This is a genomic window from Methanopyrus kandleri AV19 (assembly GCF_000007185.1).
In the GTDB taxonomy this organism is placed as follows: domain Archaea; phylum JAADCQ01; class Methanopyri; order Methanopyrales; family Methanopyraceae; genus Methanopyrus; species Methanopyrus kandleri.
Map to the genome: position 1 here is coordinate 676,443 of NC_003551.1, position 23,828 is coordinate 700,270.

24 protein-coding genes are annotated in these 23,828 nt (G+C 61.7%); 19 read left to right on the forward strand and 5 right to left on the reverse strand.

The window, feature by feature from the left end; all coding sequences use genetic code 11:
• Position 1: 1 nt before the first annotated feature.
• Genes hisD through MK_RS03810 form a run of 4 tightly spaced genes read right to left on the reverse strand, consistent with a single transcriptional unit; the run spans position 2 to position 3,680 of the window.
• Positions 2 to 1,297, reverse strand: a complete 1,296-nt coding sequence (gene hisD, locus MK_RS03795; protein WP_011019080.1) for a histidinol dehydrogenase — start codon at positions 1,295 to 1,297, stop codon at positions 2 to 4.
• Positions 1,275 to 2,039, reverse strand: coding sequence for a 4-phosphopantoate--beta-alanine ligase (locus MK_RS03800; RefSeq protein WP_011019081.1), 765 nt, complete (start codon positions 2,037 to 2,039; stop codon positions 1,275 to 1,277). The genes hisD and MK_RS03800 overlap by 23 nt, the downstream gene beginning before the upstream one ends.
• Positions 2,036 to 3,157 carry a bifunctional phosphopantothenoylcysteine decarboxylase/phosphopantothenate--cysteine ligase CoaBC gene (gene coaBC / locus MK_RS03805; RefSeq protein WP_226988719.1) on the reverse strand — a complete coding sequence of 374 codons (1,122 nt, stop codon included), beginning with the start codon at positions 3,155 to 3,157 and terminating at the stop codon, positions 2,036 to 2,038. The genes MK_RS03800 and coaBC overlap by 4 nt, the downstream gene beginning before the upstream one ends.
• A 1-nt stretch (position 3,158) precedes the next feature.
• On the reverse strand, positions 3,159 to 3,680 hold the full coding sequence (locus tag MK_RS03810) for a transcription elongation factor NusA (RefSeq protein WP_158295919.1): 522 nt from the start codon (positions 3,678 to 3,680) through the stop codon (positions 3,159 to 3,161).
• A 171-nt stretch (positions 3,681 to 3,851) separates the two neighbouring features.
• Between MK_RS03810 and albA the strand changes: the two genes are divergently transcribed.
• Positions 3,852 to 4,133, forward strand: coding sequence for a DNA-binding protein Alba (gene albA, locus MK_RS03815; RefSeq protein WP_011019084.1), 282 nt, complete (start codon positions 3,852 to 3,854; stop codon positions 4,131 to 4,133).
• On the opposite strand, the gene MK_RS03820 is transcribed toward albA, so the two are convergent.
• Entirely contained in the window at positions 4,099 to 6,447 is a 2,349-nt protein-coding gene (locus MK_RS03820) for a hypothetical protein (protein ID WP_148679587.1), read from the reverse strand. The two genes, albA and MK_RS03820, sit on opposite strands and share 35 nt — an antisense overlap.
• Positions 6,448 to 6,504: 57 nt before the next feature.
• Here MK_RS03820 and cdhA point away from each other — a divergent pair, with 57 nt between their 5' ends.
• The 18 genes from cdhA (at position 6,505) to MK_RS03910 (ending at position 23,818) form a co-directional block, all read left to right on the forward strand.
• Entirely contained in the window at positions 6,505 to 8,787 is a 2,283-nt protein-coding gene (gene cdhA, locus MK_RS03825) for a CO dehydrogenase/acetyl-CoA synthase complex subunit alpha (protein ID WP_011019086.1), read from the forward strand.
• A 5-nt stretch (positions 8,788 to 8,792) separates the two neighbouring features.
• Positions 8,793 to 9,272 carry a carbon monoxide dehydrogenase beta subunit family protein gene (locus tag MK_RS03830; RefSeq protein ID WP_011019087.1) on the forward strand — a complete coding sequence of 160 codons (480 nt, stop codon included), beginning with the start codon at positions 8,793 to 8,795 and terminating at the stop codon, positions 9,270 to 9,272.
• Positions 9,273 to 9,282: 10 nt separating this feature from the next.
• Positions 9,283 to 11,181: an acetyl-CoA synthase gene (locus MK_RS03835; RefSeq protein ID WP_011019088.1), complete on the forward strand. Its 1,899-nt coding sequence runs from the start codon at positions 9,283 to 9,285 to the stop codon at positions 11,179 to 11,181.
• A gap of 8 nt (positions 11,182 to 11,189) precedes the next feature.
• On the forward strand, positions 11,190 to 12,593 hold the full coding sequence (gene cdhC / locus MK_RS03840) for a CO dehydrogenase/CO-methylating acetyl-CoA synthase complex subunit beta (protein ID WP_011019089.1): 1,404 nt from the start codon (positions 11,190 to 11,192) through the stop codon (positions 12,591 to 12,593).
• Positions 12,590 to 13,363, forward strand: a complete 774-nt coding sequence (locus tag MK_RS03845) for an AAA family ATPase (RefSeq protein ID WP_011019090.1) — start codon at positions 12,590 to 12,592, stop codon at positions 13,361 to 13,363. Before cdhC ends, MK_RS03845 begins: the two co-directional genes overlap by 4 nt.
• Positions 13,356 to 14,558 carry a CO dehydrogenase/acetyl-CoA synthase subunit delta gene (gene cdhD, locus MK_RS03850; protein WP_011019091.1) on the forward strand — a complete coding sequence of 401 codons (1,203 nt, stop codon included), beginning with the start codon at positions 13,356 to 13,358 and terminating at the stop codon, positions 14,556 to 14,558. Before MK_RS03845 ends, cdhD begins: the two co-directional genes overlap by 8 nt.
• A gap of 13 nt (positions 14,559 to 14,571) precedes the next feature.
• Complete coding sequence (gene acsC, locus MK_RS03855) at positions 14,572 to 15,960, forward strand: acetyl-CoA decarbonylase/synthase complex subunit gamma (protein ID WP_011019092.1); 1,389 nt, start codon at positions 14,572 to 14,574, stop codon at positions 15,958 to 15,960.
• Between the two features lie 63 nt (positions 15,961 to 16,023).
• Complete coding sequence (locus tag MK_RS03860; RefSeq protein ID WP_226988720.1) at positions 16,024 to 16,944, forward strand: SDR family oxidoreductase; 921 nt, start codon at positions 16,024 to 16,026, stop codon at positions 16,942 to 16,944.
• A 39-nt stretch (positions 16,945 to 16,983) separates the two neighbouring features.
• Positions 16,984 to 17,487 (forward strand): 4Fe-4S dicluster domain-containing protein, encoded by a 504-nt coding sequence (locus MK_RS03865; RefSeq protein WP_011019094.1) that lies wholly within the window; start codon positions 16,984 to 16,986, stop codon positions 17,485 to 17,487.
• Complete coding sequence (locus MK_RS03870) at positions 17,465 to 18,208, forward strand: AAA family ATPase (protein ID WP_011019095.1); 744 nt, start codon at positions 17,465 to 17,467, stop codon at positions 18,206 to 18,208. Before MK_RS03865 ends, MK_RS03870 begins: the two co-directional genes overlap by 23 nt.
• Positions 18,148 to 18,408 carry a 4Fe-4S dicluster domain-containing protein gene (locus tag MK_RS03875; protein ID WP_011019096.1) on the forward strand — a complete coding sequence of 87 codons (261 nt, stop codon included), beginning with the start codon at positions 18,148 to 18,150 and terminating at the stop codon, positions 18,406 to 18,408. Before MK_RS03870 ends, MK_RS03875 begins: the two co-directional genes overlap by 61 nt.
• The gene (locus MK_RS03880) at positions 18,401 to 19,519 is read left to right on the forward strand and encodes a 2-oxoacid:acceptor oxidoreductase subunit alpha (protein ID WP_011019097.1); all 1,119 of its coding nucleotides are present in this window, start codon (positions 18,401 to 18,403) and stop codon (positions 19,517 to 19,519) included. Before MK_RS03875 ends, MK_RS03880 begins: the two co-directional genes overlap by 8 nt.
• Positions 19,516 to 20,331 (forward strand): 2-oxoacid:ferredoxin oxidoreductase subunit beta, encoded by an 816-nt coding sequence (locus MK_RS03885; RefSeq protein ID WP_011019098.1) that lies wholly within the window; start codon positions 19,516 to 19,518, stop codon positions 20,329 to 20,331. Before MK_RS03880 ends, MK_RS03885 begins: the two co-directional genes overlap by 4 nt.
• Complete coding sequence (locus MK_RS03890; RefSeq protein ID WP_011019099.1) at positions 20,315 to 20,845, forward strand: 2-oxoacid:ferredoxin oxidoreductase subunit gamma; 531 nt, start codon at positions 20,315 to 20,317, stop codon at positions 20,843 to 20,845. Before MK_RS03885 ends, MK_RS03890 begins: the two co-directional genes overlap by 17 nt.
• Positions 20,842 to 21,921, forward strand: a complete 1,080-nt coding sequence (gene sucC, locus MK_RS03895; protein ID WP_011019100.1) for an ADP-forming succinate--CoA ligase subunit beta — start codon at positions 20,842 to 20,844, stop codon at positions 21,919 to 21,921. Before MK_RS03890 ends, sucC begins: the two co-directional genes overlap by 4 nt.
• A gap of 3 nt (positions 21,922 to 21,924) precedes the next feature.
• Positions 21,925 to 22,788 carry a succinate--CoA ligase subunit alpha gene (gene sucD, locus MK_RS03900; protein ID WP_011019101.1) on the forward strand — a complete coding sequence of 288 codons (864 nt, stop codon included), beginning with the start codon at positions 21,925 to 21,927 and terminating at the stop codon, positions 22,786 to 22,788.
• Positions 22,789 to 23,649 (forward strand): pantoate kinase, encoded by an 861-nt coding sequence (locus tag MK_RS03905; protein WP_011019102.1) that lies wholly within the window; start codon positions 22,789 to 22,791, stop codon positions 23,647 to 23,649.
• Positions 23,642 to 23,818, forward strand: a complete 177-nt coding sequence (locus MK_RS03910) for a CooT family nickel-binding protein (protein ID WP_011019103.1) — start codon at positions 23,642 to 23,644, stop codon at positions 23,816 to 23,818. Before MK_RS03905 ends, MK_RS03910 begins: the two co-directional genes overlap by 8 nt.
• Positions 23,819 to 23,828 lie beyond the last annotated feature (10 nt).

The following is a 23,828-nucleotide window of genomic DNA, read 5'->3' on the forward strand; positions in this document are numbered from 1 at the left end:
CTCAGGACCTGCGCGCCCTCACCGCCTCCGCGTGGTTCGGTAGGCCCTCACGCTCGGCCAGCTCCTCGACGATCGGAGCCAGACGCTCCACGTCCCCCTCCCGTAACCGCTGGATCGGGATGATCTTCACGAAGTCCCACGTACCTAGGGCCCCCCTGGCCCGTGCGAACCCGCCGGTCGGCAGCACGTGGTTGGGGCCCGTGGCGTAGTCCCCGAAGGGTACCGCGGTCAGGTGGCCCACGAAGACGGCGCCCGCGTTCTCCACGTCCTGTAACAGCTCTTCCGGGTTCTCCACGCACAGCTGTAGGTGTTCCGGGGCGTACCGATTGGCCAGTCGGACGCACTCCTCCAGCGAGTCGAGCACGACTATCCATCCGTTCCTGTCGAGCGCCTTCAGGACGATCTCCTCCCGCTCTATTCCCGCGTCCAGCAGCTCCTCGACACGCTCCTTCACCGCACGGGCTATCTCCTCCGAGTCGGTGGCCAGTACCGCCGCGGCGTGGGGATCGTGTTCCGCTTGGGCGATGAGGTCCCGCGCCAGCCAGTCCGGGTTGGCCGAGTCGTCCGCGATCACGAACACCTCGGAGGGACCCGCCGGCATGTCCACGTCGGTTAGCCCTCTGGAGTATGCCAGGAGCTTAGCCGCGGTCACGTAGACGTTCCCGGGACCCACGATCTTATCGACCCGGAGCACGGTCTCGGTTCCCGCGGCCAGCGCCGCGATGGCCTGCGCGCCGCCGACACGATAAACGGCATCCGCGCCGGCTATCTCGACCGCCACCAGCACCTCCGGCGAGGCCCGCACGTCGTTATCCGCGGGAGGTGTACACACGACCACCTCGCGACATCCCGCGACGCGTGCCGGTATCACGGTCATGAGGGCCGTTGACGGGTAGGCCGCGCGCCCACCGGGCACGTAGCACCCTACCCTCGGGATGGGTCGGAGCGTGAGACCGCACTCCGTCCCCTCCACGTCGAAGGTGATCCTGTCCACGCGGGGTAGGGTCTTCCTGTGGAACTCCTCGATGCGGTGGGCCGCCTCCTCGAGGGCCTCCACGGTACGCTCGTCCACGAGCTCGCGGGCGACCTCGAAATCGTCCTCGGATACCCGGAGGTCCTCGGCTTCCAGCTTCACCCCGTCGAACCGTTCGGTGTACTCCAGTAGCGCCTCGTCACCGCGTTCGACTACGTCCTCGAAGATCCGCTCGACGTCGGGTAGGACCTCCGTCACGTCCATCTCCGACCTGCGTAGGACGCGTTCCAGCTCTTCCTCTTCAGGTCGCACCAGCAGCCTCATCGGCCAACACCCGCAGCCGCTCTCGGATGTGGTCCAGAACCCGGGCCAGCACGCGCCCGTTATCGTACTCCCGGAGCACACCCTTCGCACGATCCGGGTCCATCCGCTCGTACTCCCGCGTGATCTTTCGGACGCAGCGTACGACGTTGTCAACGATGGTGATATCGGCATCACGGGCCGTGCGGGAGAGCGGGTTCAGGTCGATGGCCACGACGGTCTTCCCGAGCTCCTTCAGGGCGCGGGTCCGGTCCCCGTCCTCCAGGGGTACCAGGACCACGTCCGCCCGATAGATCCCACGATCGTCGACCACGGCCCGATGCGAGGACAGGTTCGGGAGCCTGACAAGGTGCTCCGGGTCGGCGCCTAACACCCTGTCGGCACCGGCTTCCCTCAGGGTCTCGGCTATCTTCTCCACGCGATCTTCCGTCCGGTGGAATAGGTTCACCTCCAGCGGAGCGCCCGTGACCTCGGAGAGCTCTACGAGGTCCTCCGGGCATAGGGCGGCGGTGTTCCCGTTCACCGATATCACTGGGTGTTCGGCGAGCTTGAACGCGGCTGCCGCCGCCTTGATCGCCTCCCGTGCGGGTGGAATCGTCTTCTCGCCGATCAGGTAGTCGAACACCTCGCCCCTGCCCTGGGCGATCAGTCCTTGAGGCACCACGTAGCCGTCCTCGAACCCCCGCACGAGGCGCTCACGGATCTTCAACGCCTCCGCCCTGGGGTGATCGGGTGGTATCTTCACCCGCGGTCACCCCGGAGCAGTTTCGAGAGAGCGTCTACCAACTTCCTGGCCAGCTCCCGCTTGTCCCCTTTCACCCGCTCGATGACCTCGCCGTCTCCGTCCAATATCCACCACTCCGATCCCTCGGCACCGGCGGTCTCCGGAGGATTGGCGACGACGAGCTCACACGGGACTTCGTCCAGAAGCCGTCGGGCCCCTTCCACCGGCTCGGGATCTAGCTTGAATGCCACCCTAACTCCGTCGAAATCCGGAAACACTTCCCGTACTATCTTCTCGGTAGGGATCAGACGGATCTCGTGCTCACGTCGCGAGTCCAGCTTCCCGTCGGCACGCTCCGCCGGTCGGAAGTCCGACGGTGCCGCCGCCATCACGATAGCGTCCACGTCGTCGATCCTCTTCACGACCTCCTCGAGCATTTCGCGGGTGGTTTCCACCTCCACACGCTCGTCCATCGGGGGCGGGTCCACTCGGAGCGGCCCATGGACGAACACGACCTCGGCCCCACGCGCACGGAGCTCGCGGCAGATCTCACACGCCGTCCGTCCCGAGCTCCGGTTGGTGATCACCCGGACATCGTCCAAGGGCTCCATCGTCGGCCCGCCGGTGACCAGGACCCTAAAGCCCGACAGCTCTCCCTCCACGGCCTCTACTATTTCCTCTATCGAGGCCAGTTTGGCCTTCCCTTCCTCGATTACAGGTCCCACGACGGTGACGCCCATATCCTCCAGCTGGCGTAGGATCTCCCGAGCCGGTGGCGACCGGTACATGTGCAGGGACATCGCGGGGGCGACGACTAATCGTTTTCCGGCCCCTAACGATGTCACGGCCGTGAGGGGGACGGGGGCGTCAGCTACCCCGCGCGCGATCTTGGCGAGGGTGTTCAGCGTGGCCGGTACTACCGCCACCACGTCGGCCCACTCGGCCAGCTCTACGTGCTCCGCCCGTGATGTGAGCCGGAAGATGACCTCCTCGGCCGCGAACCCCAGTGCGTCCTTACCTACGAACCTCAGGGCCTCCTCCGATGCGACGACCCGGACGCGATGACCCCGACGTACCAGTTCCCGGCAAACGTCCGGGGCGCGATACGCGGCTACGCTACCCGTCACGCATACGACCACGTTAACCAAAGGTTACCTCCACCTCCATCCCCGTGAGCTCCTTCACGGCCTTCTCGAGCTCCTCGGTGTCCGCGGGCACGCGGTGCCGGTCCCGGTGATGGATCACCGCCTTGTAACGCTCGCCGTCCGGCTCGTAGACTACGTTCACGCTGAGCAACCGAGCCGGTAGGATCAGATCCTGTATGAGTTTCCTCAATTGGCGTACGTCCTTGGGATCCTCTACTTCTTCCACGACGCGCACCTTCTTACCTAAGTGGTCCGACAGGGCCCTCGAGATCCTACCCCGCTTGCCGATGAGCTTCCCAGCCATCCCCTGTTTCGTCACCAGCACCACCAGGTTTCCCGTGTCTATGGTCCTCAGCAGCGCGACGTCTTCGAGCGACGGGTGGTCTTCCTTCAGTTCTACTAGCTTTTTGGACACTTCAACGTCGGTCTCCGTGATCTCTCCCTGTTCCAGTCTTTCCTCACAGCCCGGGCATAGAAGCCCGGTCTTCGCGCACACTTCACAGATCGGTAACTCCAACTTCAAACCCCCGAGAATCAGGTTCGGGAGGCCGCCGTGGGAATCGTCCGTTAAAAAGTTGACCCGTAGGGCACCCGGTCCGTGTGGCGCGTTCCCGAAACTCATTTACCAGATCCACGGCACTGCGCACGGTCCAGCCCTATAATCAGCGAGCTAGCGGGGGTACACACCATGGCAGAGGAGGAGAACGTGGTATACGTCGGCAGTAAGCCCGTCATGAACTACGTTCTGGCCTGTATTACGCAGTTTAATGAGGGCGCCAACGAGGTCCGGATCAAGGCGCGTGGCCGTGCGATCAGCCGTGCAGTCGACGTCGCGGAGATCGTCAGGAACCGCTTCATGCCCGAGGTCGAGGTCAAGGACATTAAGATCGGTACCGAGGAGCTAGAGACGGAGGAGGGCGACACCGTCAACGTGTCTACGATCGAGATCGTGCTCGAGAAGCCCGTGTAATCGGGCTTTTTAACCCTGTCATTCTCCTCTCAGTCCTTCTAATTCTCACGCGAACCGGGACCGGTACCGGGAGCGCTACGCCCGGATGACTCTCAGATTCCCTCGATGGTGTCGCCACTCCGAGTCCGGGAGGAATGTACTCGGTGGGCCCCGATGACGGTGCCTGAGACGGTGTTCGGACTCTCCTCACCGTGGTCGTAGTCACGGCTTCTTCTCCCATCAACCAACCTAGAGCATCGGCGAAGAATACCTCGACGGTGTAGAAGCCGGAGCCCCCGGTTTTCACCCACACGTCTATCACCGGGGATATATCCCCCGATTTGACTTCCACTCCCTCCAAGTCGCCCTCTACGACAGGGTGGTCGGGTTCCGATAACTTCACCAGTGCTGCTCCGACTACCTGGTTACGCCGGCTCACTACTATCACTACGGAGAGTCCCTCTCTGATAGTTGGAAGGTTAGAGAGTTGTACTCGGTAGTGGACTTCCTCGCTGCTCGTGATAGTTGGTCCAGAGATGTTCACAGCGATCTTCAGCATCCTGTACCTCAGGGGGATGACCGGTAGGTATCCGCCGATTAATGTCAAGGACCGTAAGCACGCGATAGGAACCGACGGCAGCGCGAACACACGTTGTTCGGTCCCTTGTTCAGTCTGGTATATCATTACCACCATCTTGCCGATGACGTACCCCTCGCCCGTGGGTACCCCGGGCGGTGTCATGGTTTTGCCTGTCGGTATCACTACGACTGATTTCACTCCCTCTGCGGTTATGGTTAATGTCGATGCCCACGGCTCCCATAGTCTGATATCGTTGAACTCGTCTGTGGGTAACACCACGTTGGGCACGAACTTCGGATCTCTAGCCCTAGTGTCGGATGTCCCGAGCACCCACAGGAGTTCCTCGCCGGATTTCCCTTCGGATTCTTTTTCCTCGGTCGTCCGGACTGCCACCGCGAGCACGCACGGTGTCGCGTATACAGTATCTCCTTCCCGTTCTACCGCTACGGGAATTGGGAACGATCGGATGCCGTCACTCTCGACGACGTCCAACCAGAACATGGCCGAATCTTCCAGCCCCTTGATCCCTATCAGGGACACCGGCTTAGAGCCCTTCGGAACGATGGCTGCCGGCTTGTTCCTGATGCTCGCCAAGATCCTCGGGTTGGCGCATATCTCTAGGACGGCGGGTTGGCACCAGATCACATCGCCATCGAAGATTACCTCATCCGTCGGCGAGGGGTTCAGGAGGTCCTTCAGATAAGAGATCGGGTCCCTTCCGTCCGTCCAAGCGGTCAGGAACACCACCGTGCCGTCACTCAAGGTAGTGTGGGCCAGTAGCAGATCTCCGATCGGAAGTGAGCAAGCTTCGTCGGACAACCTCGTGTGTGCGATGGGTAGGTATGTGTCGTCGACCGGCGAGTACCCGAGGAGGGTGAGATAAACGCCGCATTCCTTCCATTGCTTGGCGTACGCGACGGCTACCCAATTCGCCAGGATCCTCCGGTCCTTGAGTCGATACTCACAGTATCCAGGCACTTTCACGACGTCGGCGTCGAACGTGGTCACGTACTGGAAATCGCTGATGACGGACCCTGGGACGACTTCGAGGCTGAGGTTACTCGGATCCACTCGGACGAGTGCGGAGTACAGGTCCGCACCGTACTCCTCGACTGGTTTCCCTTGCACGCTCACGGTGTACAACACCAGGAACAGGGGCCTCTCCACGTTGCCGGAATATTCGTAGCCCACGTGCAAGACACGGATTCGGCCGACTTTTCCTGGGGCTCGGATTGCATACTTATTATCGGCTTCCAGCTCGGGCACGTACAGGGCTTCACTTCCGGGTAGGTTCAAGTAAGTCACGAACGACAGACGGAACGCGTGCAGGAGGACGCCGTCGCTGCTCGGGCTTACGAAGAGGACGATGCCGCCGTCATTAGAGGGGGCGTAAGCGGCGTCGGTGGGAGTTTCCCCCTGTACGGATTTCAGCTTACGAGCCCAACCGTTCCAGTTCACGAACCATATGTCCGCGCCTGACTTGGTACTCGTCGCGACCAGGACGCCTTCCGCTTCCACCCCAGGTTGTACCTCCACGTGTTGTCTCGTCGTGACCTCACACGCGCAACACACCTTGGCGCCGGTCAGCTTCACGTCTCCAGGGGTCGAGGTATCGAAGTGTGGGAAGTAGTCGGAGAACATCGTTCGTAGTTCTTCTCTCCACTGCTCGTACGGATCGCTCGGAGGTTCCAACGAGGCCACGGGCGCCGTCACGGCAAAAAACATTATAAGTACAGCGGGGACGAGGTGGTGCACGGTTCGGGTTCCCCCGAAACTGGTTTCGGGAAAGCCGTAAGGTCGGGTGGTTAGGGAATGTCCCCGTTCGAGCTCGAGTTCGAGGGGTTGAAAGTCCAGATAGGCTCCATCGAGGGCTTCGAGCCCAGGGGAGAGGGGCCGCTACCCTGCCCGACCGTCTCAGATCTCGCGGACTGGGATAGAAAGCTTTTCGCCCGGTATCGGGTGATCGCGTTTCCCATCTGTGACATGTGTTGTATGTGCACCTACGGCCGTTGTAATCTGGCCGAGGGCAGGCGAGGAGCTTGTGGAATAGATATCCGCTCCAACACGGCCCGGTTCACCGCGCTCAAGACCTGCATCGGTGCGGCCTGCCACGCGGCCCACGCACGCCACCTCGTCGAGTACATCTTGGAAAAGCTCGGTGACGTTGAGATCGATCTGGGCTCCGAGGTCGACGTGATGACTCCGATATTCGAGACGCTCGTGGGATTCAAGCCGAAGACGGTTTCGGACCTCGAGAAGGGGCTTGAGTACATCGAGCGCGAGCTCACGAAGGTCCTATCGTCCGTGCATGTGGGTCAGGAGATGGATCCCCACGATTACGAGTCCAAGGCCCTCCACGCAGGCATGATCGACAACCTCGCGCTCGAGATCGCCGACGTGGCGCAGATCGCGGCCTTCGATATGCCGAAGGGTGAGGCACCCCTCGTGGAGTTCGGACCGTTCGCGGCGGACGACTCCAAGCCGTGTATACTGCTCGTAGGTCACAACGTGGCTCCCGGCACCGAAGTTCTCGATTACCTGGAAGAGCGCGGTCTCGACGAGGAGGTCGAGGTTCTCGGGATCTGCTGCACGGCCTGGGACGTCAGCCGTGTGGACGACCGTTCGAAGGTGATCGGGCCCCTATCGAGGCAGCTCCACTACGTGAGGATGGGTATCGCGGACGTGGTAGTGCTCGACGAGCAGTGCATCCGCGCGGACATCGTGGAGGAAGCCAACGAGGTGGGATCTAGAGTCATCGCCACGCGCGATCTAGTGATGGCCGGACTGCCGGACGTCACGGACGAGCCCACGGAGAAGATCATCGAGAAGATGGTATCCGGGGAGTGGATGGGGGTCTTCATCGAGGACCTGGAGAAGGCCGCCGAAGTCGCGGTCGAGGTCGCGATAAGGGTTCACGAGCGGCGGAAGAAAGAGATCCCACAACCTGACCCGAAGAAACTCCAGAAGGAGGCCAAGCGCTGTTTGGGATGTGGCGACTGTGAACGGGTATGCCCCAACGACTTACCGATCGTCGAGGCTATGGAGAGGGCGGCGAACGGCGACTTCGAGGGACTGGCCGACTTGTTCGACCGGTGCGTGGGTTGTGCCCGGTGCGAGTCCGAGTGTCCGACGAAGCTCCGTGTTATGAACATGATCGAGGACGCCTGGAGACTGAGGACTAAAGAGGAAAAGTACAAAGTGCGTACCGGCCGCGGTCCGATTAAGGATGTCGAGATACGGCAGGTAGGAGGTCCTATCGTGATGGGGGATATTCCGGGTGTAGTTGCCTTCGTAGCGTGTCCGAACTATCCTGATGATGTGAAGCAAGTGGGTAAAATGGTGGAAGAACTTCTGGAACGAAATTACATCGTACTGACTTCGGGTTGCACTGCGATGGCACTCGGTATGTACACGGATGAGGATGGTAAGACCTTGTATGAAAAGTACGAAGATAGGTTCGATGCAGGTTGTCTCGTGAACACTGGCTCCTGTGTCTCGAACGCTCACATACTCGGCGCATGTATTAAAATTGCCGCCATCTTCGCGAAGAAGCCACTTAAAGGGAACTTCAAGGAGATTGCTGATTACATCCTCAACAGGATCGGAGCTTGTGGTGTACTGTGGGGTACGATGAGTCAGAAGGCCCTCGCGATATCCACGGGCTTCACGCGGTGGGGTATTCCGATAGTTTACGGTCCGGCTGGTCTCAAATATCAAACCTTATACATCGGCGACCTCGACGGGGATTGGACGGTGTACGACGCACGCACGGGTAAGGAGTGCAAAGAGTACTGTCCCATTCACCTGAAGTACGCAGCGGAGGACTGGAGGGAGGCGCTCGTTCAGGCGGTGAAGCTCTGCATCCGCCCCAACGATACACCGCAGGGACGACAGACGAAGCTTCAGAACTACATCGAGCTGTACAAGGAGTTCTACAACGAGCTCCCACCGGACCTGCCACTGTACGTCCGTGACAAGAACGACGTTCCGATCACCCTGCGCGACGAGGTGATGGAGTACCTGGAGGAGGTCGGTTGGAAGCCCCGGAAGGGTATCACCGAGCCGACCTTACTGGAGGAGAACGTGCGGGGTTAAGCCCGTTGCCGCTACCGAGGGACCCCACACTGATTTACACGGACAAGGCCGAGGTGGCCCGAGCGCCGGTGCTCAAGATGGTGTTCCGTCGCGCTAACGATTCGCTGATGATCGTCGGCCCGAGGGCCGTGGAGGACGAGGAGTGGCGAGAACTCCTGATGAAGCTGCGCGAGGAGTTCAGGATGAGCGCCGTCTGCACGGCCCCGTACAAGGGCAATGACCTGGGTCGCAAGATGGGCATCGTCGAGGCGGCGACCCTGCTCCAGCGGGACGCCCCGGTGCTCGGAGTTCACCCGGATCTTGTCGTGTTCACGGGCTCCCGCACCGACGTAACCGACCGCGTGCTTCAAGGACTTCGTCATGCGCGGCCGGACCTGGTGAAAGTATCATTGAACCCCGAGTACTGTCCCAGCGCAGATTACTCGCTACCTACAGTGAAGAGGGATCAGTTCCTCCAAGAGTTGAAGGCTTTAGTGGGAATCTAGGGGTGAGAAGTTGGGCATAGAATGGGAGGGAGTCAAAGTCGAGATAGGAGAGCTCGTGGTGGAAGGAGACTCCGAAAGTGAGATGGAGGGGCCGACCCGCCGCGAGTTGCTCCCGTGGGATCGGACGTTGGCGTCGGTCTACGACCTGGCCGTGGTTCCCGGTGATTCGGAAGAGGAGCGACGAGAGGTAGCTCGTACGATAGTAACGCTCTGTTGCGAGGGGACGGCAGGGCTCATCTCCACGGCCCGACTCGTGGTGGAACTGCTGCGTCAAACGGGGGAGAACCTGGACCCTGGATTCGACGCGGAGACGCCGCTCCCCCTCTACGAGACGCTACTGGGGAGTTCCCCCGAGTGTGCAGATGACCTCGAGGCCGGATTATCCTACGCGGAGCGGGAACTAACGTCCTCGGTTTCGGAGCTCCTGCGGTCGCATTCCCTAAAGGGTTACGAGTCCGTGGCCATGCACGCCGGTGCGATCGGTCTCCTCGCGATGGAGATAGCCGATGCGACCCCCTCCACGCTGATGGAGGTCACGGAGTCGGAGGAAGTGTTTGAGATCGGGACGGATGATCTGCCGAGACGTCCCACGGTGTTACTGGTCGGTCATCTACCGCTCTTGGGGCACATCATCACCGAAGAGCTAGGAACGCTCGCGAGACAGGTGGAGCTCGTCGGACTAACACACACCGCGTGGCCTAACCGAGAGGACCACGTCAGGGTCGTAGGTCCCCTGTCTATGTACCATGAATACCTCTCTTCCGGGTTCGCGGATGTGGTAGTGGTCGACGGGGCGTGTCCGGGAGAAGACGTGATCGAAGCGGCACGTGAGGGCGGATCCAAGCTCGTCGCCACCGTCGGGGCCCGCGTGGCGGACCTACTCGACGTCACCGACTACCCGGTTGAGGAGGCGGTCGAAGTCCTCGTCACCGAGGAGGACGCCGTTTACGTGGAGGAACCCATCAAGGCCGTGGAAATCGCCGCGTGGGCGGCGCTTCGAGTCGAGGGATCGCGCGACCGAAGAGAACCTCCTCGGAGGGCTTTCCGGGTCGGCCCGCCGACTCGCCTCACGGACGTAGTGATCCGAAACGTAGGTGTTCCGGTAGTAGCCGGCAACATTCCGGGAATCGTCGTCTTGGTATCCTGCCCCGAGAAATCCGCGGACGTCGAAGAGCCCGCCAAGATCGCCGAAGTCCTCCTGGAGCGCGGGTACCTCGTGCTGGTTCCGGGTTGTCTAGCCGTCGCGCTAGGTTCGTACCTGGACGACGATGGTAAAACTCTGTACGAACGGTACCCCGACACGCTTCTCAACACCGGTCCCTGTACCTCCGCCGCGCACTTAGTCGGGGCTTGCATCCGTGTGGGGGTCATCTTCGGTAAGCTCCCTATCAGAGGGGAGTTCGTGCGGGTCGCCGATTACGTACTCAACCGGGTCGGGGCTTGCGTAATAGCCTGGGGTGGCGAGTACTCGGAACACCTGGTTTCGGCCGCCTACGGGGTCACTCGATGGGGTATTCCGGTGGTACTGGGTCCCGACCCGGAGGCTGGTTCGTTGTTGGTCGAGAAGAACCCGAAGGTTATCGACGCTTGCTCGGGAGAGGAGGTGGAGGATCCCACCCCGGAGCACCTGAGGTGCGTGGTTTCGGATTGGAAGGAGGCGGCGATCACAGCCGCGCGGCTTTGTATGCGTCCCAACGATACCCCGGAAGGCCGCCAGAACAAGGTCGAGTCGTACGTCGAGCTGTACCGGGAGTTGTACGGAGAATTACCCCCCGATCTTGACCTGCTCATCCGGGATGAGAGCGATATCCCGGTGACGCTCAGGTCCGAGATACGGGAGCTGCTGGAGGAGACCGGGTGGACACCTAGATCGCGCGCATCCGATCCTACCCTACTACCCGAGGGGTGAATGTAACATTGACGAGTCTTGCGGATCTACCCGTGGACGTGAGCCCGAGGCACGAGGGCGAGCGGATACGAAGCGGCGACATGTACGTCGAGCTAGCGGGCCCAAAGAGCTTCGGTGCCGAACTGTTCAAGGTGGTGGATCCGGACGAGATCGAGCCGGACAAAGTGGAAGTCATCGGCCCGGATATCGATGAGATGGAGGAGGGAGGGAGATACCCGTTCGCCATCTACGTGAAGGCGGCGGGCGAGGAACTCGAGGAGGACGTGGAAGGTGTGCTAGAGCGACGTATCCACGAGTTCTGCAACTACGTCGAGGGTTTCATGCACCTGAACCAGCGAGATCAGATCTGGTGTAGGGTCTCCAAGAACGTCACGGAGAAGGGCTTCCGGCTGGAACACCTCGGCATCGCGCTCCGAGAGCTGTACAAGGAGGAGTTCGGCAACGTCATCGACTCCGTGGAAGTCACGATAATGACGGACGAGGAGAAAGTGGAGGAGTTTTTGGAGTACGCCAGGAGAGTCTACAAAAAGCGTGATGAGCGTGCGAAGGGACTCTCGGAGGAGGACGTCAACGAGTTCTACGTGTGCCTGATGTGCCAGTCCTTCGCGCCCACTCACGTGTGCGTAATCACACCGGACCGGCCGAGCCTCTGTGGATCGATCACCTGGCACGACGCCAAGGCGGCCTACAAGATCGATCCAGAAGGCCCCATATTCCCGATCGAGAAGGGAGAGTGCCTCGATCCCGAGGCCGGCGAGTACGAGGGTGTGAACGAGGCGGTCAAAGAACACTCACAGGGCACTGTGGAGCGGGTTTACCTGCACTCCTGTCTCGAGTACCCGCATACGAGCTGCGGCTGCTTCCAGGCCGTCGTGTTCTACATCCCCGAGGTAGACGGATTCGGAATCGTCGACCGCGAGTACCCGGGTGAGACCCCGATCGGGCTCCCGTTCTCGACCATGGCGGGTGAAGCCAGTGGCGGTGAGCAGCAGCCGGGCTTCGTCGGCGTAAGCTACGGTTACATGGAGTCCGATAAGTTCCTACAGTACGACGGCGGCTGGGAGCGCGTGGTTTGGATGCCTAAGGCGCTGAAAGAACGCATGAAGCACGCCATCCCCGACGAGCTGTACGACAAGATAGCCACCGAGGAGGATGCGACCACCGTGGAAGAGCTCCGGGAGTTCCTCGAGAAAGTCGAGCACCCGGTCGTCGAGCGCTGGGCCGAAGAGGAGGAAGAAGAGGAGGAGAAGGCTCCGGAAGAGGAAGCGCCGGCCGAAGAGCCGACGATGGAGGTGAAGGAGCTCCCGATCGCGCCCGGTGGTGGTCTGAACGTGAAAATCGTGCTGAAAAACGCGAAGATCTACGCTGAGAAGGTCATCATCAAGCGCGCCGACCGGGAAGATAAGAGTTGATCATAGCCTTCACTGGGAAGGGAGGCACGGGGAAGACTCTCCTCGCCGCACTCACAGTACTCGAGCTCCTCGACCGACACCCCGACGCCGACCTGCTGGTGGTCGACGCCGACCCGGATGCTAACATGCCCGACGTGCTAGGGGTAGAGGTCGACACCACGCTCGGTGAGGTCAGGGAGCACTTCAAGCGCGAGATCGAGGGAGGAGAGCTCCCACCCGGCTTCGATAAACAGGCCTACATGGAATACTTGGTGATGACCGCGCTTCAGGAGTCCGACGACTACGATTTGCTAGTGATGGGTAGATCTGAGGGTAAGGGCTGCTACTGCGCCGTGAATCACTGGCTCCGTCGGGTTATGCGGGAGCTCCTCCCCAACTACGATTACGTGGTGATGGACTGCGAGGCAGGGCTCGAACACATCAGTCGTGGTATCATCGAGGGTGTCGACACGGTATTGACCGTCGTGGATCACTCCTACAAGGCGCTCCGGACCGCGGTCAGGATATCCCGGCTGATCGACGAACTCGAATCCGACGTCGGTGAGATGTGGGTCGTGGCGAACCGCGTGACCGAGGGGGAATACGCGGTCATACGCGAGAAGGGTGAGGAGCTTGGTCTTAGGTTCGCGGGATTCGTGAGACCCGACGACGAGGTAGTTCGACTCGAGCTTCATGGTCGCCCTCTGACCGAACTCCCACCGGACGCCAAGGTCCGCCGTGATATGCGCGCCGTGCTTACGCGGGTGGGGGTGCTCCTATCCGATGGCTGAGGATAAGGGCGTGAAGAACATGCTTGAGCACCTCGTGAAGAACCTATTAGTGGAAGATGTTGAGGAGATCGAGCTGCGGAACGTGACGATCGAGTTAGACGAGCTGGAGCTGGACCTCAAAACCGTGGCCCAAACTCTGCCGGTTGAGATCTGGGAACGCATACTCAAGCCTGAGGTTGAAGAGAAGGAGAGAGAGGTCGAGGTCCCGGAATACGAACCACCGGTTGAGGAGTACGAAGGCTGTGTGGCCGAGGTGCAGATCGGGGCGACGCGGTCCGACGGCGGTTCTCGGGATCGGGTCGTCGTCCTGGGTGGTGAGCGCGCCTACTTCCCGTTCGAAGAACCACGACCGAACCCTCCCGTGGTCACGTTCGACGTGTTCGACACCCCGGATGTGGGTATCCCCGGACCTATTCGGGAGGAGCTGGGCGACGTCATCGAAGACCCCGTGGACTGGGCAAGAACTGTCGTCAAGCGCTACGGCGTCGATATCGTCACCGTCCATCTGGTCAGTACGTCCCCCAAGCTCCATGATGCTCCTGTCGAGGAGGCTATGGAGACACTGGAGGACATCCTCGATGCCGTGAAGGTCCCGATCATCGTGGGCGGATCCGGCGACCCCGAGAAGGATGTGGAGGTGTTCGTGAAGGCGGCCGAAGTCTGCGAGGGAGAGCGGGTGATGCTATCCTCGATCAACGAGGACATGGACTTCGAGCGGGTGGTTGAGGCGGCCAAAGAACACGGTCACGTGGTACTGACCTTCGCCCCGGTCGATGTGAACCTCATGAAGTCCCTGAATAAGAAAGTACTGAATAGAGGCCTCTCGAAGGAAGACGTCGTCATGGACCCGACGACCTGCGCTCTGGGTTACGGTATCGAGTACACGATCGACGTTATGACCAGGATCAGGCTCGCCGCGCTGAAGGGTGATGAACACCTGCAGATGCCGATCTCCAGCGGTTCCACCAACGCGTGGGCCGCGCGGGAGGCTTGGATGAAGGAGGAATCTTGGGGACCGCGTGAGTACCGCGGACCGCTGTGGGAGGCGGTAACGGCGACCACGGTGGCACTCTGCGGTGCCGACCTGTTGATGATGTTCCACCCGTGGGCCGTGCAAGTGGTTATGGAGGCTATGGAGTACATGGCCGAAGGACGCGTCACCGGAGACGCGTACGTGACCGACGTGATCGCCTGAGGGGGAGACGCTCGTGGCCCAGCTCAGCGCGATGGACGTGTACAACCTGCTACCCAAGGCCAACTGCGGGGCGTGTGGCTGCAAGACCTGCATGGAATTCGCTACGAAGCTCGTCAATCGGGAGGCGAAGCCCGAGGATTGCCCGAAGCTCGACGATGAGAGCCTAGAGAAGCTTCAGGAGCTGCTAGCGCCGCCAGTCAAGGAGCTGACGATAGGGGAAGGGGACCGCGAAGTCACCGTCGGCGGCGATGAGGTGATGTTCCGACACGAGCTCTCGTTCTTCAACCCACCGCCGGTGTTCGTCACCGTTTACGACGACATGGAGGAGGACGAAATCGCCGGAAAGACGGAGGAAATTCAGGAGTTTCAAGTCGAACGCGTTGGAGAGGTCCTGAAGCTTGACGGCGTCGCGGTGGTATCCCGAACGGGGGACCCCGAGAAGTACGCTCGGGCGGTTGAGATCGCGGTGGAGCGCTCTGAGGACCTCGCCGTGGCGTTGATCACCACTGATCCTAAGGTGATGGAAGCTGGTCTCGACGTTTTCGACGAACGTCCGCTGCTTTATCCGGCGACCGAGGAGAACGTCGAGGACCTAGCGAAGCTAGCGGCCGATGGGGACTGTCCCCTGGGACTTCACGCCCGTGACGTCGAAGACCTCGTACCCCTGGTCGTCGAGGCGCAGCAGTACACGGACGATCTGCTCCTGGACCCGGGTACGGAGTTCGGTCCCCACGACGTGGTTTCTACCACGGACAAGCTGGCGGAGATCCGCAAGGCGGCTATCGAGGAGTTCGAGAGCTTCGGTTACCCGACCCTCGTTACGACGTTTCCCTACGCGTTCCTCGAAGATGATCCCGTAAAAGCCGCTAGACGGGAATCGTACCTAGCGTCCGCCTGTGTGCTAAGGTACGCCGACATCCTTATCATGGACACCGTAGAACCTTGGGCGCTCCTTCCGGTGCTAACCCAGCGTCAGTGCGTGTACACCGACCCACGGGAGCCTCAGGAAGTAGAACCCGGCCTGTACAGGATCGGTGACCCGGACGAGAATTCTCCTGTGTTAGTCACGACGAACTTCACGCTGACGTACCACTGTGTGGCCGGCGACCTCGAGAGCGCCGACATCGACTGTTGGCTGCTGGTCATCGATACCGGCGGACTAGCCGTAGACGTCAGCGTTGCCGGCGGTCAGTTCACGGGGGAGGCCGTGAAGGAAGTCATCGAGGAGACGGACATCGAGGACAAGGTCGAACATCGTGTCCTTGTGATCCCGGGCAAGGCCGCCGCCGTGAAAGGGGACGTGGAGGACGCCACCGGCTGGGACGTGATGATCGGTACTCAGGACTCGTCCGAGCTGCCTGAGTTTCTGGAGAAAGAAGGTCTACTGAGGATTGAGGAATGACCGGCGACTTTATCCTTCCCCAACCCTGGCGCTAGGGACCTCGGGGATGAGCTGTTGATCCTGGTGACCGGAGGAGCCGGGTTCATAGGTTCGCACGTCGTGGAGGAGCTCGTCGATCGAGGCCACGACGTGGTGGTTTTGGACAACTTCAGCGTGGGTTGTGAGGAGAACCTCCGTGAGGTCCGGGACGATATCGAGATCGTACGTGCCGACGTGACGGATCCTAGGGCCGTGGAGCGAACGTTTCGGGAGTACCGACCGGAGGCCGTGATTCACCTGGCCGCCCAGGTCAACGTACGCTACTCCATGGAGTCGCCCTTCGTCGACGCCAGGATCAACGCATTGGGTACCCTGAACCTCGTCTCGTTGGCCGCCGAGCACGACGTCGAGAGATTCGTATACGCGTCCTCGGGTGGGGCGGTGTACGGGGAACCGGAGTACTTACCCGTGGATGAGGAACATCCCACGCGACCGATATCGAACTACGGCGTCTCGAAGCTCGCAGGTGAGTACTACGTCCGTGTGTACGCCGAGCGGGACGGGTTCGAGTACGTCATCCTACGATACGCTAACGTTTACGGTCCTCGGCAGGATCCCAGGGGCGAGGCAGGGGTTATCCCTATCTTCCTATTACGGGCCGCCCGAGGTGAGCCGCTCACGATCTTCGGGGACGGTGAGCAAACCCGTGACTTCGTTTTCGTCGAGGACGTAGCTCGGGTCACGGCCGAGGCGGTGGAGCGTGGTGATGGTGTGTACAACATAGGTACCGGCCGTGAGACCTCCGTGAACGACATCGTGAACGCCGTGAAGGCGGTCACAGGGGTCGACGTGGAAGTAGTGTACGAGGATCCGCGGCCGGGCGAGGTTCGTCGGATATACCTCGACCCGAGCCGCGCCCGGGAGGAGCTGGGGTTCGAGCCACGCGTCGACCTAGAGGAGGGGATCGAGCGAACCTGGGAGTGGATCCGTCGGAAAATCGCGTAGCCCTTTAATCCCCACCTCGGAGGTCCTGGGGGTGCCGAGTTGCCGGACGTTTTCGTCCTGGTCGTCGCCCCGGACAGGTGCACGGACTGCCGTAAGTGCGTCAACGCGTGCGAGCGCACCCACGGTCACGCCCGGATTTACAAGATCTCCGAGGATGCGCCCCCCGTCACGTGTCTTCAGTGTGACGACGCACCCTGCGCGAACGTCTGCCCGGTGAACGCGATCGTGGAGGAGGGCGACTCGTGGATCGTCACCGAGGACTGCGTCGGCTGCGGTTTGTGCGCCGTCGCGTGCCCCTTCGGCGCCATCGAAATGGTGAACGGCCGGGCCGACAAGTGCACCCTCTGCGTGGACGCCCCCAAGAAAGTGCCCGCGTGCGTGGAGGCGTGTGATCGGGGCGCGCTGAAGTTGGTCTCGAAGTCGCAGGTCGCGGAGGAGAAACGCGAACGGTTCGCCATCGAGATGGAACGGATATACCGGACGCTCGCGAAGCTCGAATCGGAGGAGGGGTCCCTTCGGGGTGAAAGTGGGAGTCGTGGGTAAAGGGGGCGTCGGCAAGACCACCGTAGCCGCCGCTCTCGCCAAGGCTCTCACGGACGTAGGGTACGAGGTGCTGGCCGTAGACGCCGATCCCGACCCCGACCTGGCTTACTCCTTGGGCCTCCCTGAATCACCCACTCCGATCGTCGAACGGCGCGAGCTCGTCCGGGAACGTACGGGTGCGGAACCGGGCACGACCTACGGCCCTGTGTTCAAGGTCAATCCGCGGGTCTCTGATCTCCCCGACGAGCTCGCCGTGAGGGTCGCGCCCGGTCTCCGACTCCTGGTGGTCGGAAGCGTTGAGAACCCCGGTGAGGGTTGCTTCTGCCCGGCCGCCGCGTTGGCACGCAGGTTAATCCGTTACGTCATCGCCGACAGGGACGAGTCCGTAGTGGTGGACACCGACGCGGGTCTGGAGCACTTCGGAAGGAGGGTACTGGAGTCCGTCGACTGGGTAGTGGTGGTGTGCGAACCCTCTGTTAAGTCCATGAAAAATGCCCGAGAGTCGGTGCGCCTCGCCCGTGAGATGGGGATCGAGAGGGTAGCCCTCGTCAAGAACAAGTGGCGGGAGGACGCTCCGGAGCCCGATCTCGACGTCGACTTCGAGCTGACGGTCCCGTACTCCGACAAGCTCGTGGAGCTGGAGATGGAGGGGAGACCGGTATGGGAGGATCCGGTGGTGAGGAAGGCGGGAGAGGAGCTGGCAAGACGTCTTACGAGGTAGTAATCCGCGAGGAGCACTGCAAGGGATGCTTCCTCTGCTCCTGGGTCTGCCCGATCGACGCGCTGAAGAGGTCGAACCGGAGGAACGAGCGCGGTTACCTGCTCCCGGAATGGAACGGCGAGTGCACCGGATGTCGACAGTGCGAGCTCATTTGCCCCGACCTCGCGATCGAGGTGAGGGAGGTGGAGGGAGATGGGTAAGGTCGACTTCCTGCAAGGTAACGAGGCCTGCGCGGAAGGAGCGATCGCCGCGGGTTGCCGGTTCTTCGCCGGCTACCCGATCACACCATCCACCGAGATCGCGGAGCGGATGAGCGCACGACTTCCCGAGGTCGGCGGCGTGTACGTGCAGATGGAGGACGAGATCGCCTCGCTCGCAGCGGTGATCGGTGCTTCTTGGGCCGGCGTCAAGGCCATGACCGCGACCGCGGGACCGGGTTTCTCGTTGATGCAGGAGCACATGGGCTACGCGGTGATGGCGGAGACGCCCTGCGTGATCGTGAACGTGCAGCGCGGTGGACCCAGTACAGGGCAACCTACTAAGGCATCGCAGTCGGACGTCATGCAGGCACGCTGGGGCTCCCACGGAGATTACGAGATCGTCGCGCTATCCCCCTCCACGGTGCAGGAGATGTACGACCTCACGATCGAGTGCTTCAACTGGTCGGAGCGTCTCCGCGTGCCCGCAGTCCTCCTCACGGATGAAGTCGTCGGACACATGCGGGAGCGTGTGGTACTGCGGGACGACGTCGAAACGGTCGAGCGGGAGCTACCGCCCGAGGGTGAGGAGATCGAGAAGCCATTTCCGATGGAGCCCGACGATCTCGTTCCCCCGATGCCGGTGTTCGGCAGAGGGCACCGAGTCCACGTGACCGGGCTCACCCACGACGAGCGAGGATATCCGGCTACGGACGACCCCGAGGTTCATCGCAAGCTCGTCATGAGGCTGTGCAACAAGGTCAGGAAGCGGGCTCGAGAGATCCACGAGGAGGTAGGGTACGACTTCGAGGAGCGCGAGTCCGACGTCGCCCTAGTGGCCTACGGAGGCTGCGCCAGGACCGTGATCGAGGCGGCCGAGGAGCTCGGGGTCACCGTCTTCCGCCCCAAGGTTGTCCACCCGTTCGACCCCGATATGATCCGTGACTTACTCGACGGCTACGAGGTCCTAGTCGTCGAGATGAACTTGGGTCAGTACGTCGAGATGGTCGAGCGTGCCCTGGATCGCGAGTGCGTGCACCTGCTCGGCTATCCGGGTGGCTATCCACCGACCCCAGAGCGCGTAATCCGTGAGGTGAAGAAGCTCTCGGGGTGACCGTCGTGGATTGGAAGGAGCTCGTACGCTGGGACCGCATGCCGCACATCCTCTGCCCCGGTTGTGGGAACGGCACCATCCTGAACGCGCTGGTTCGCGTCCTGGCGGAGAAGTTCGAGGAAGGGGAGCTCGATCCGGATAAGACGGTGCTGGTCTCCGGCATCGGTTGCTCGTCCAGATTACCGGGCTACGTGAAACTGGACTCCCTTCACACTACCCACGGTCGTCCACTGGCCTTCGCGACTGGAATCAAGCTGGCGAACCCCGACCTCGAGGTCATCGTGATCACCGGTGACGGTGACGCGGCCGCCATCGGTGGGAACCACCTGATCCACGCCGCCCGCAGGAACTTGGACGTCACGGTGATCTGTGCCAACAACTACATTTACGGAATGACGGGCGGCCAGGTCAGCCCCACGACGCCCAGAGGTGCCAAGTCGACCACGACTCCCTACGGGAACCCGGAGCCACCGTTCGACCTTTGTGAGCTCGTTATGGGGGCCGGAGCCCCTCACGTGGAGCGGTGGACCACGGCTCATCCCGCCCAGTTGAAGGCCGCGATCGCCCGTGCCCTCGAGCGCGAAGGTTTCTCCTTCATCGACGTGCTCTGTCAGTGTCCCACGAACTACGGCCGGAGGAACGACATGAGGGACCCTCGAGAGATGGTCGAGTGGCTCCGGGAGAACACCTCCACGCGGGAGGAGGAAGGCAAGATCCGGATCGGAATCCTCCGCGATGAGGAGCGCGAGCCTTTCCACAAGCGCATGTACGACATGATCGAGGAGGTGAGAACGGGTGAGGAAGGAGATTAGGATCAGCGGGTTCGGCGGTCAAGGGATAGTACTCGCCGGCGTGGTTCTGGGCCGGGCCGCCGCGGTTTACGAGGGGTACAACGCCGTGCAGACGCAATCCTACGGGCCGGAGGCCCGGGGCGGTGCCTCGCGCTCGGACGTGATAGTATCCGACGAGGAGGTCATGTACCCGTACGTACGCCGACCCGACTTCCTCGTGACTATGTCGCAAGAAGCCTACGAGAAGTACGTGGGGAGCGTTCCCGAGGACGGTCTCGTCGTCTACGACTCGACGCTCGTCGAACCCTCCCGCGAGGACGTCGAGCACGTGGGCGTCCCCGCGACCGAGCTCGCCGAGGAAGAGCTCGGGCTCAGGATCGTCGCTAACATGGTCATCTTAGGCGCGTTGCGTGAGCTCACCGGGATCGTCTCGTTCGACTCACTACGAAAGGCCGTCGAGGATTCCGTACCGCCCGGGACGGAGGACGTCAACGTCCGGGCCCTCAAGCTCGGAGCCCGGGAGGTGAGGGAATGATCAGGCTGTTGGAGTACCAGGCTAAGCATCTGCTCAAGGAGGCCGGGGTGCCGATTCCAGAAGGCGACGTCGCCCGCACCTCGGCGGACGCGGCCCGGATCGCCGCCGAACTCGGGGGACCGGTGGCCGTCAAGGCGCAGGTGCCCGTCGGGGCCCGTGGTAAAGCCGGGGGTATCCTGTTCGCGGACGACCCGGAAGGGGCCAGAAAGGCCGCCCGGAAGCTGCTCGGCTCGCGGATCCGGGGTGAGACCGTCAGGAAGGTGCTCGTGGAAGAGAAACTGGACATAGCCGAGGAATGGTACGTGTCCATAACGCTCGACCGTGCGAAGCGTAGGCCCGTACTCCTCGTCTCCCGCGAAGGTGGAGTAGATATCGAAGAGGTTCCGGACGAGAAGATCGCCCGCAGGTACCTCGACCCGATCCTAGGATTACGCCCCTTCGAAGCTCGAGAGGCGATCCTCGAGGCGGGTATCCCGAAGGAGCACCTGCGGGACGTCGAGGAAGTGATCACATCCATGTACGAGGTGTTCGAGAGCTACGACGCTCACCTCGTGGAGATCAACCCGCTAGTTCTTACGGAGAACGGGGAGGTAGTGGCCGCGGACGCTGTCGTGAACCTGGACGAAGACGCCGCCAATATCCGGCACCCGGAGTTCGCCGAAGAGACCCGCGATTTCCCCTTCGTCGAGCTCGACGGTGACATCGGTATCATCGCCAACGGTGCGGGTCTCACCATGGCCACCATAGATCTCGTTAAGGATCTCGGTGGTAAGCCCGCCAACTTCTTGGACGTAGGTGGTGGGGCTTACCCGACGCTCATCCGTAGAGCCATCCTCACCGTGGCCGAGCTGGACGTGAAAGTGATCCTCCTCAACATCTTCGGTGGCATCACTCGGTGTGACGAGGTGGCGGAAGGTATCGTTCAAGCCCTCGACGACGTGGACGTCCCGCTCGTGGTGAGGCTCGTGGGGACGAACGAGGAGGAAGGTCATCGCATACTCCGCGAGCACGGGGTCGACGTCTACACCGAGCTTAAGGAGGCGGTCGAACGCGCGGTCGAGTTAGCGGGGGCTTAGCCCTTGTTAGACTCAGACACGCGCGTCCTCGTGCAGGGTATCACGGGCCGGCACGGAAGTTTCCATACGAAGCTAATGCTGGAGTACGGGACCGAAATCGTCGCCGGCGTAACCCCCGGCCGGGGCGGCCAGGAGGTTCACGGGGTCCCGGTCTACGACACCGTCGAAGAAGCCGTCGAAGAGACCGACGCCGAGGCTTCCGTCATATTCGTTCCAGCTCCGCAGGCACCCGACGCGGTCATGGAAGCCATCGAGGCGGGGCTCGATCCCATCGTCGTGATCACCGAGCACATACCGGCTCACGACACCATGCGGTTCGTCGAGCTAGCCCGGTGGGAAGGTATCCGCATTATCGGCCCTAACACTCCCGGAATCATCGTACCGCCGGAGCGGGTGAAGCTGGGGATCATGCCTCATCAAGTGTTCACCGAGGGTGAAGTGGCCGTAGCGTCGAGGAGCGGTACCCTCACGTACGAGATCGTTCAGGCGATGACCGAGGCCGGACTCGGTCAGTCCCTCTGCGTGGGACTCGGGGGCGACCAAATCGTCGGAACTACCTTCATAGACTTCTTGGAGTACGTCCGGGAAGATGATCGCACCGAGGCCGTGGTTCTCATCGGGGAGATAGGTGGAAATGCGGAAGAGCTCGCCGCCGAGTACATCGCGGAAACCGACTTCCCGAAGCCCGTCGTCGCCTACATCGCCGGCCGTCACGCCCCACCCGGCAAACGTATGGGCCACGCCGGGGCCATCATCGAGAGAGGTCGTGGAACCGCGGAGTCCAAGATCGAAGCTTTCCGAAAGGCAGGAGTCGATGTAGCCGAGAAGCCGTGGGAAGTGCCGGAGCTGCTTCGGGAGTACCTCTAGTTGAAACTCTCCGTCCCCGGTGCCCTGACGGGCTTTTTTCACCCGCAGCCCGGTAAGACGCCGAAAGACACAGGATCGCCCGGCTTCGGCCTAGCCGTCGATTCCGTTGTGATCGTACGTGTCCGACGCCTTCGGGCTGAGCGTCTCAGAGTTCGCGCAGATCATCCAATCGACTCTCGAATAGCCCGGAAGTGCTACGAAGTGCTCGATCCCGATGGGGGCCTCAGCGTTCGTTACGAATTCTCCGTACCCCCTGGTTGCGGCTTAGGGACCAGTGCGGCCTCCGCCCTGGGAACGTTGGCGGCCGGGGCCGCCGAGATAGGTCTCGAGGTGAGCCCCGAGTGGATCGCACGTCGCGCTTACGAGATAGAGCTAGAGCTAGGTACGGGCATCGGTGACGTGGTAACGATCTGGCACGGCGGAGCCGTCCTCCGGGTCGGACCCGGGTACCCGGACGAGGTTCTCATCCACCGAATACCAGTCGAACCGGACCTCCGTGTCCTGATCTATGAGCCCCGACCTATCGAGACTCGCGAGGCACTCGATGGACTTTCGGGCACCGAGGTAGCCCTCAGGTACCTGAAGGAACTCGAGAGGCACCCGGATCTCGAACTCGCGCTCCGTAGGTCGTTGGAATTCGCCGAACGGCTCGGATTCTCCGAGGAAGTTAAGCTCGCCAAGGAGCTCTCCCACAAGCACCTGGGAGCTTCGATCGCCATGCTCAGTCGAACGGTTTTCGCGGTATCGTGGGAACAGGATCCACAAGCCGACGTCGAGCTCCCTGTATCCTGCAGCTCCTTCCCGGAAATCATTTCAGGAATTTCCGAAATTCAGTGTGAACGGGGACTGAGAGATGTGTGAGTTCACTGTCAAACTAGGTGGTGAGGTGATCGCGGAGGACGTCCTGTACCTGGAAGTGACGGAGGAGGGTGTCGTACTGCGCGACGTGATGGGGGAGGAACAGGTGATCGAAGGTGCCCAAGTCAAGCGCATCGACATGGACGAGCACGTGGTGGAGCTCGAGCGCTGACCCCCAGTTC

Excerpts from the sequence above, each read along its gene's own strand:
- cdhD (WP_011019091.1), top strand. The coding sequence starts at position 13,356 with ATGGCTGAGGATAAGGGCGTGAAGAACATGCTTGAGCACCTCGTGAAG.
- sucC (WP_011019100.1), top strand. The coding sequence starts at position 20,842 with ATGATCAGGCTGTTGGAGTACCAGGCTAAGCATCTGCTCAAGGAGGCC.
- MK_RS03910 (WP_011019103.1), top strand. The coding sequence starts at position 23,642 with ATGTGTGAGTTCACTGTCAAACTAGGTGGTGAGGTGATCGCGGAGGAC.
- albA (WP_011019084.1), top strand. The coding sequence starts at position 3,852 with ATGGCAGAGGAGGAGAACGTGGTATACGTCGGCAGTAAGCCCGTCATG.
- hisD (WP_011019080.1), bottom strand. The coding sequence starts at position 1,297 with ATGAGGCTGCTGGTGCGACCTGAAGAGGAAGAGCTGGAACGCGTCCTA.
- cdhA (WP_011019086.1), top strand. The coding sequence starts at position 6,505 with ATGTCCCCGTTCGAGCTCGAGTTCGAGGGGTTGAAAGTCCAGATAGGC.
- MK_RS03875 (WP_011019096.1), top strand. The coding sequence starts at position 18,148 with ATGGGAGGATCCGGTGGTGAGGAAGGCGGGAGAGGAGCTGGCAAGACG.
- MK_RS03880 (WP_011019097.1), top strand. The coding sequence starts at position 18,401 with ATGGGTAAGGTCGACTTCCTGCAAGGTAACGAGGCCTGCGCGGAAGGA.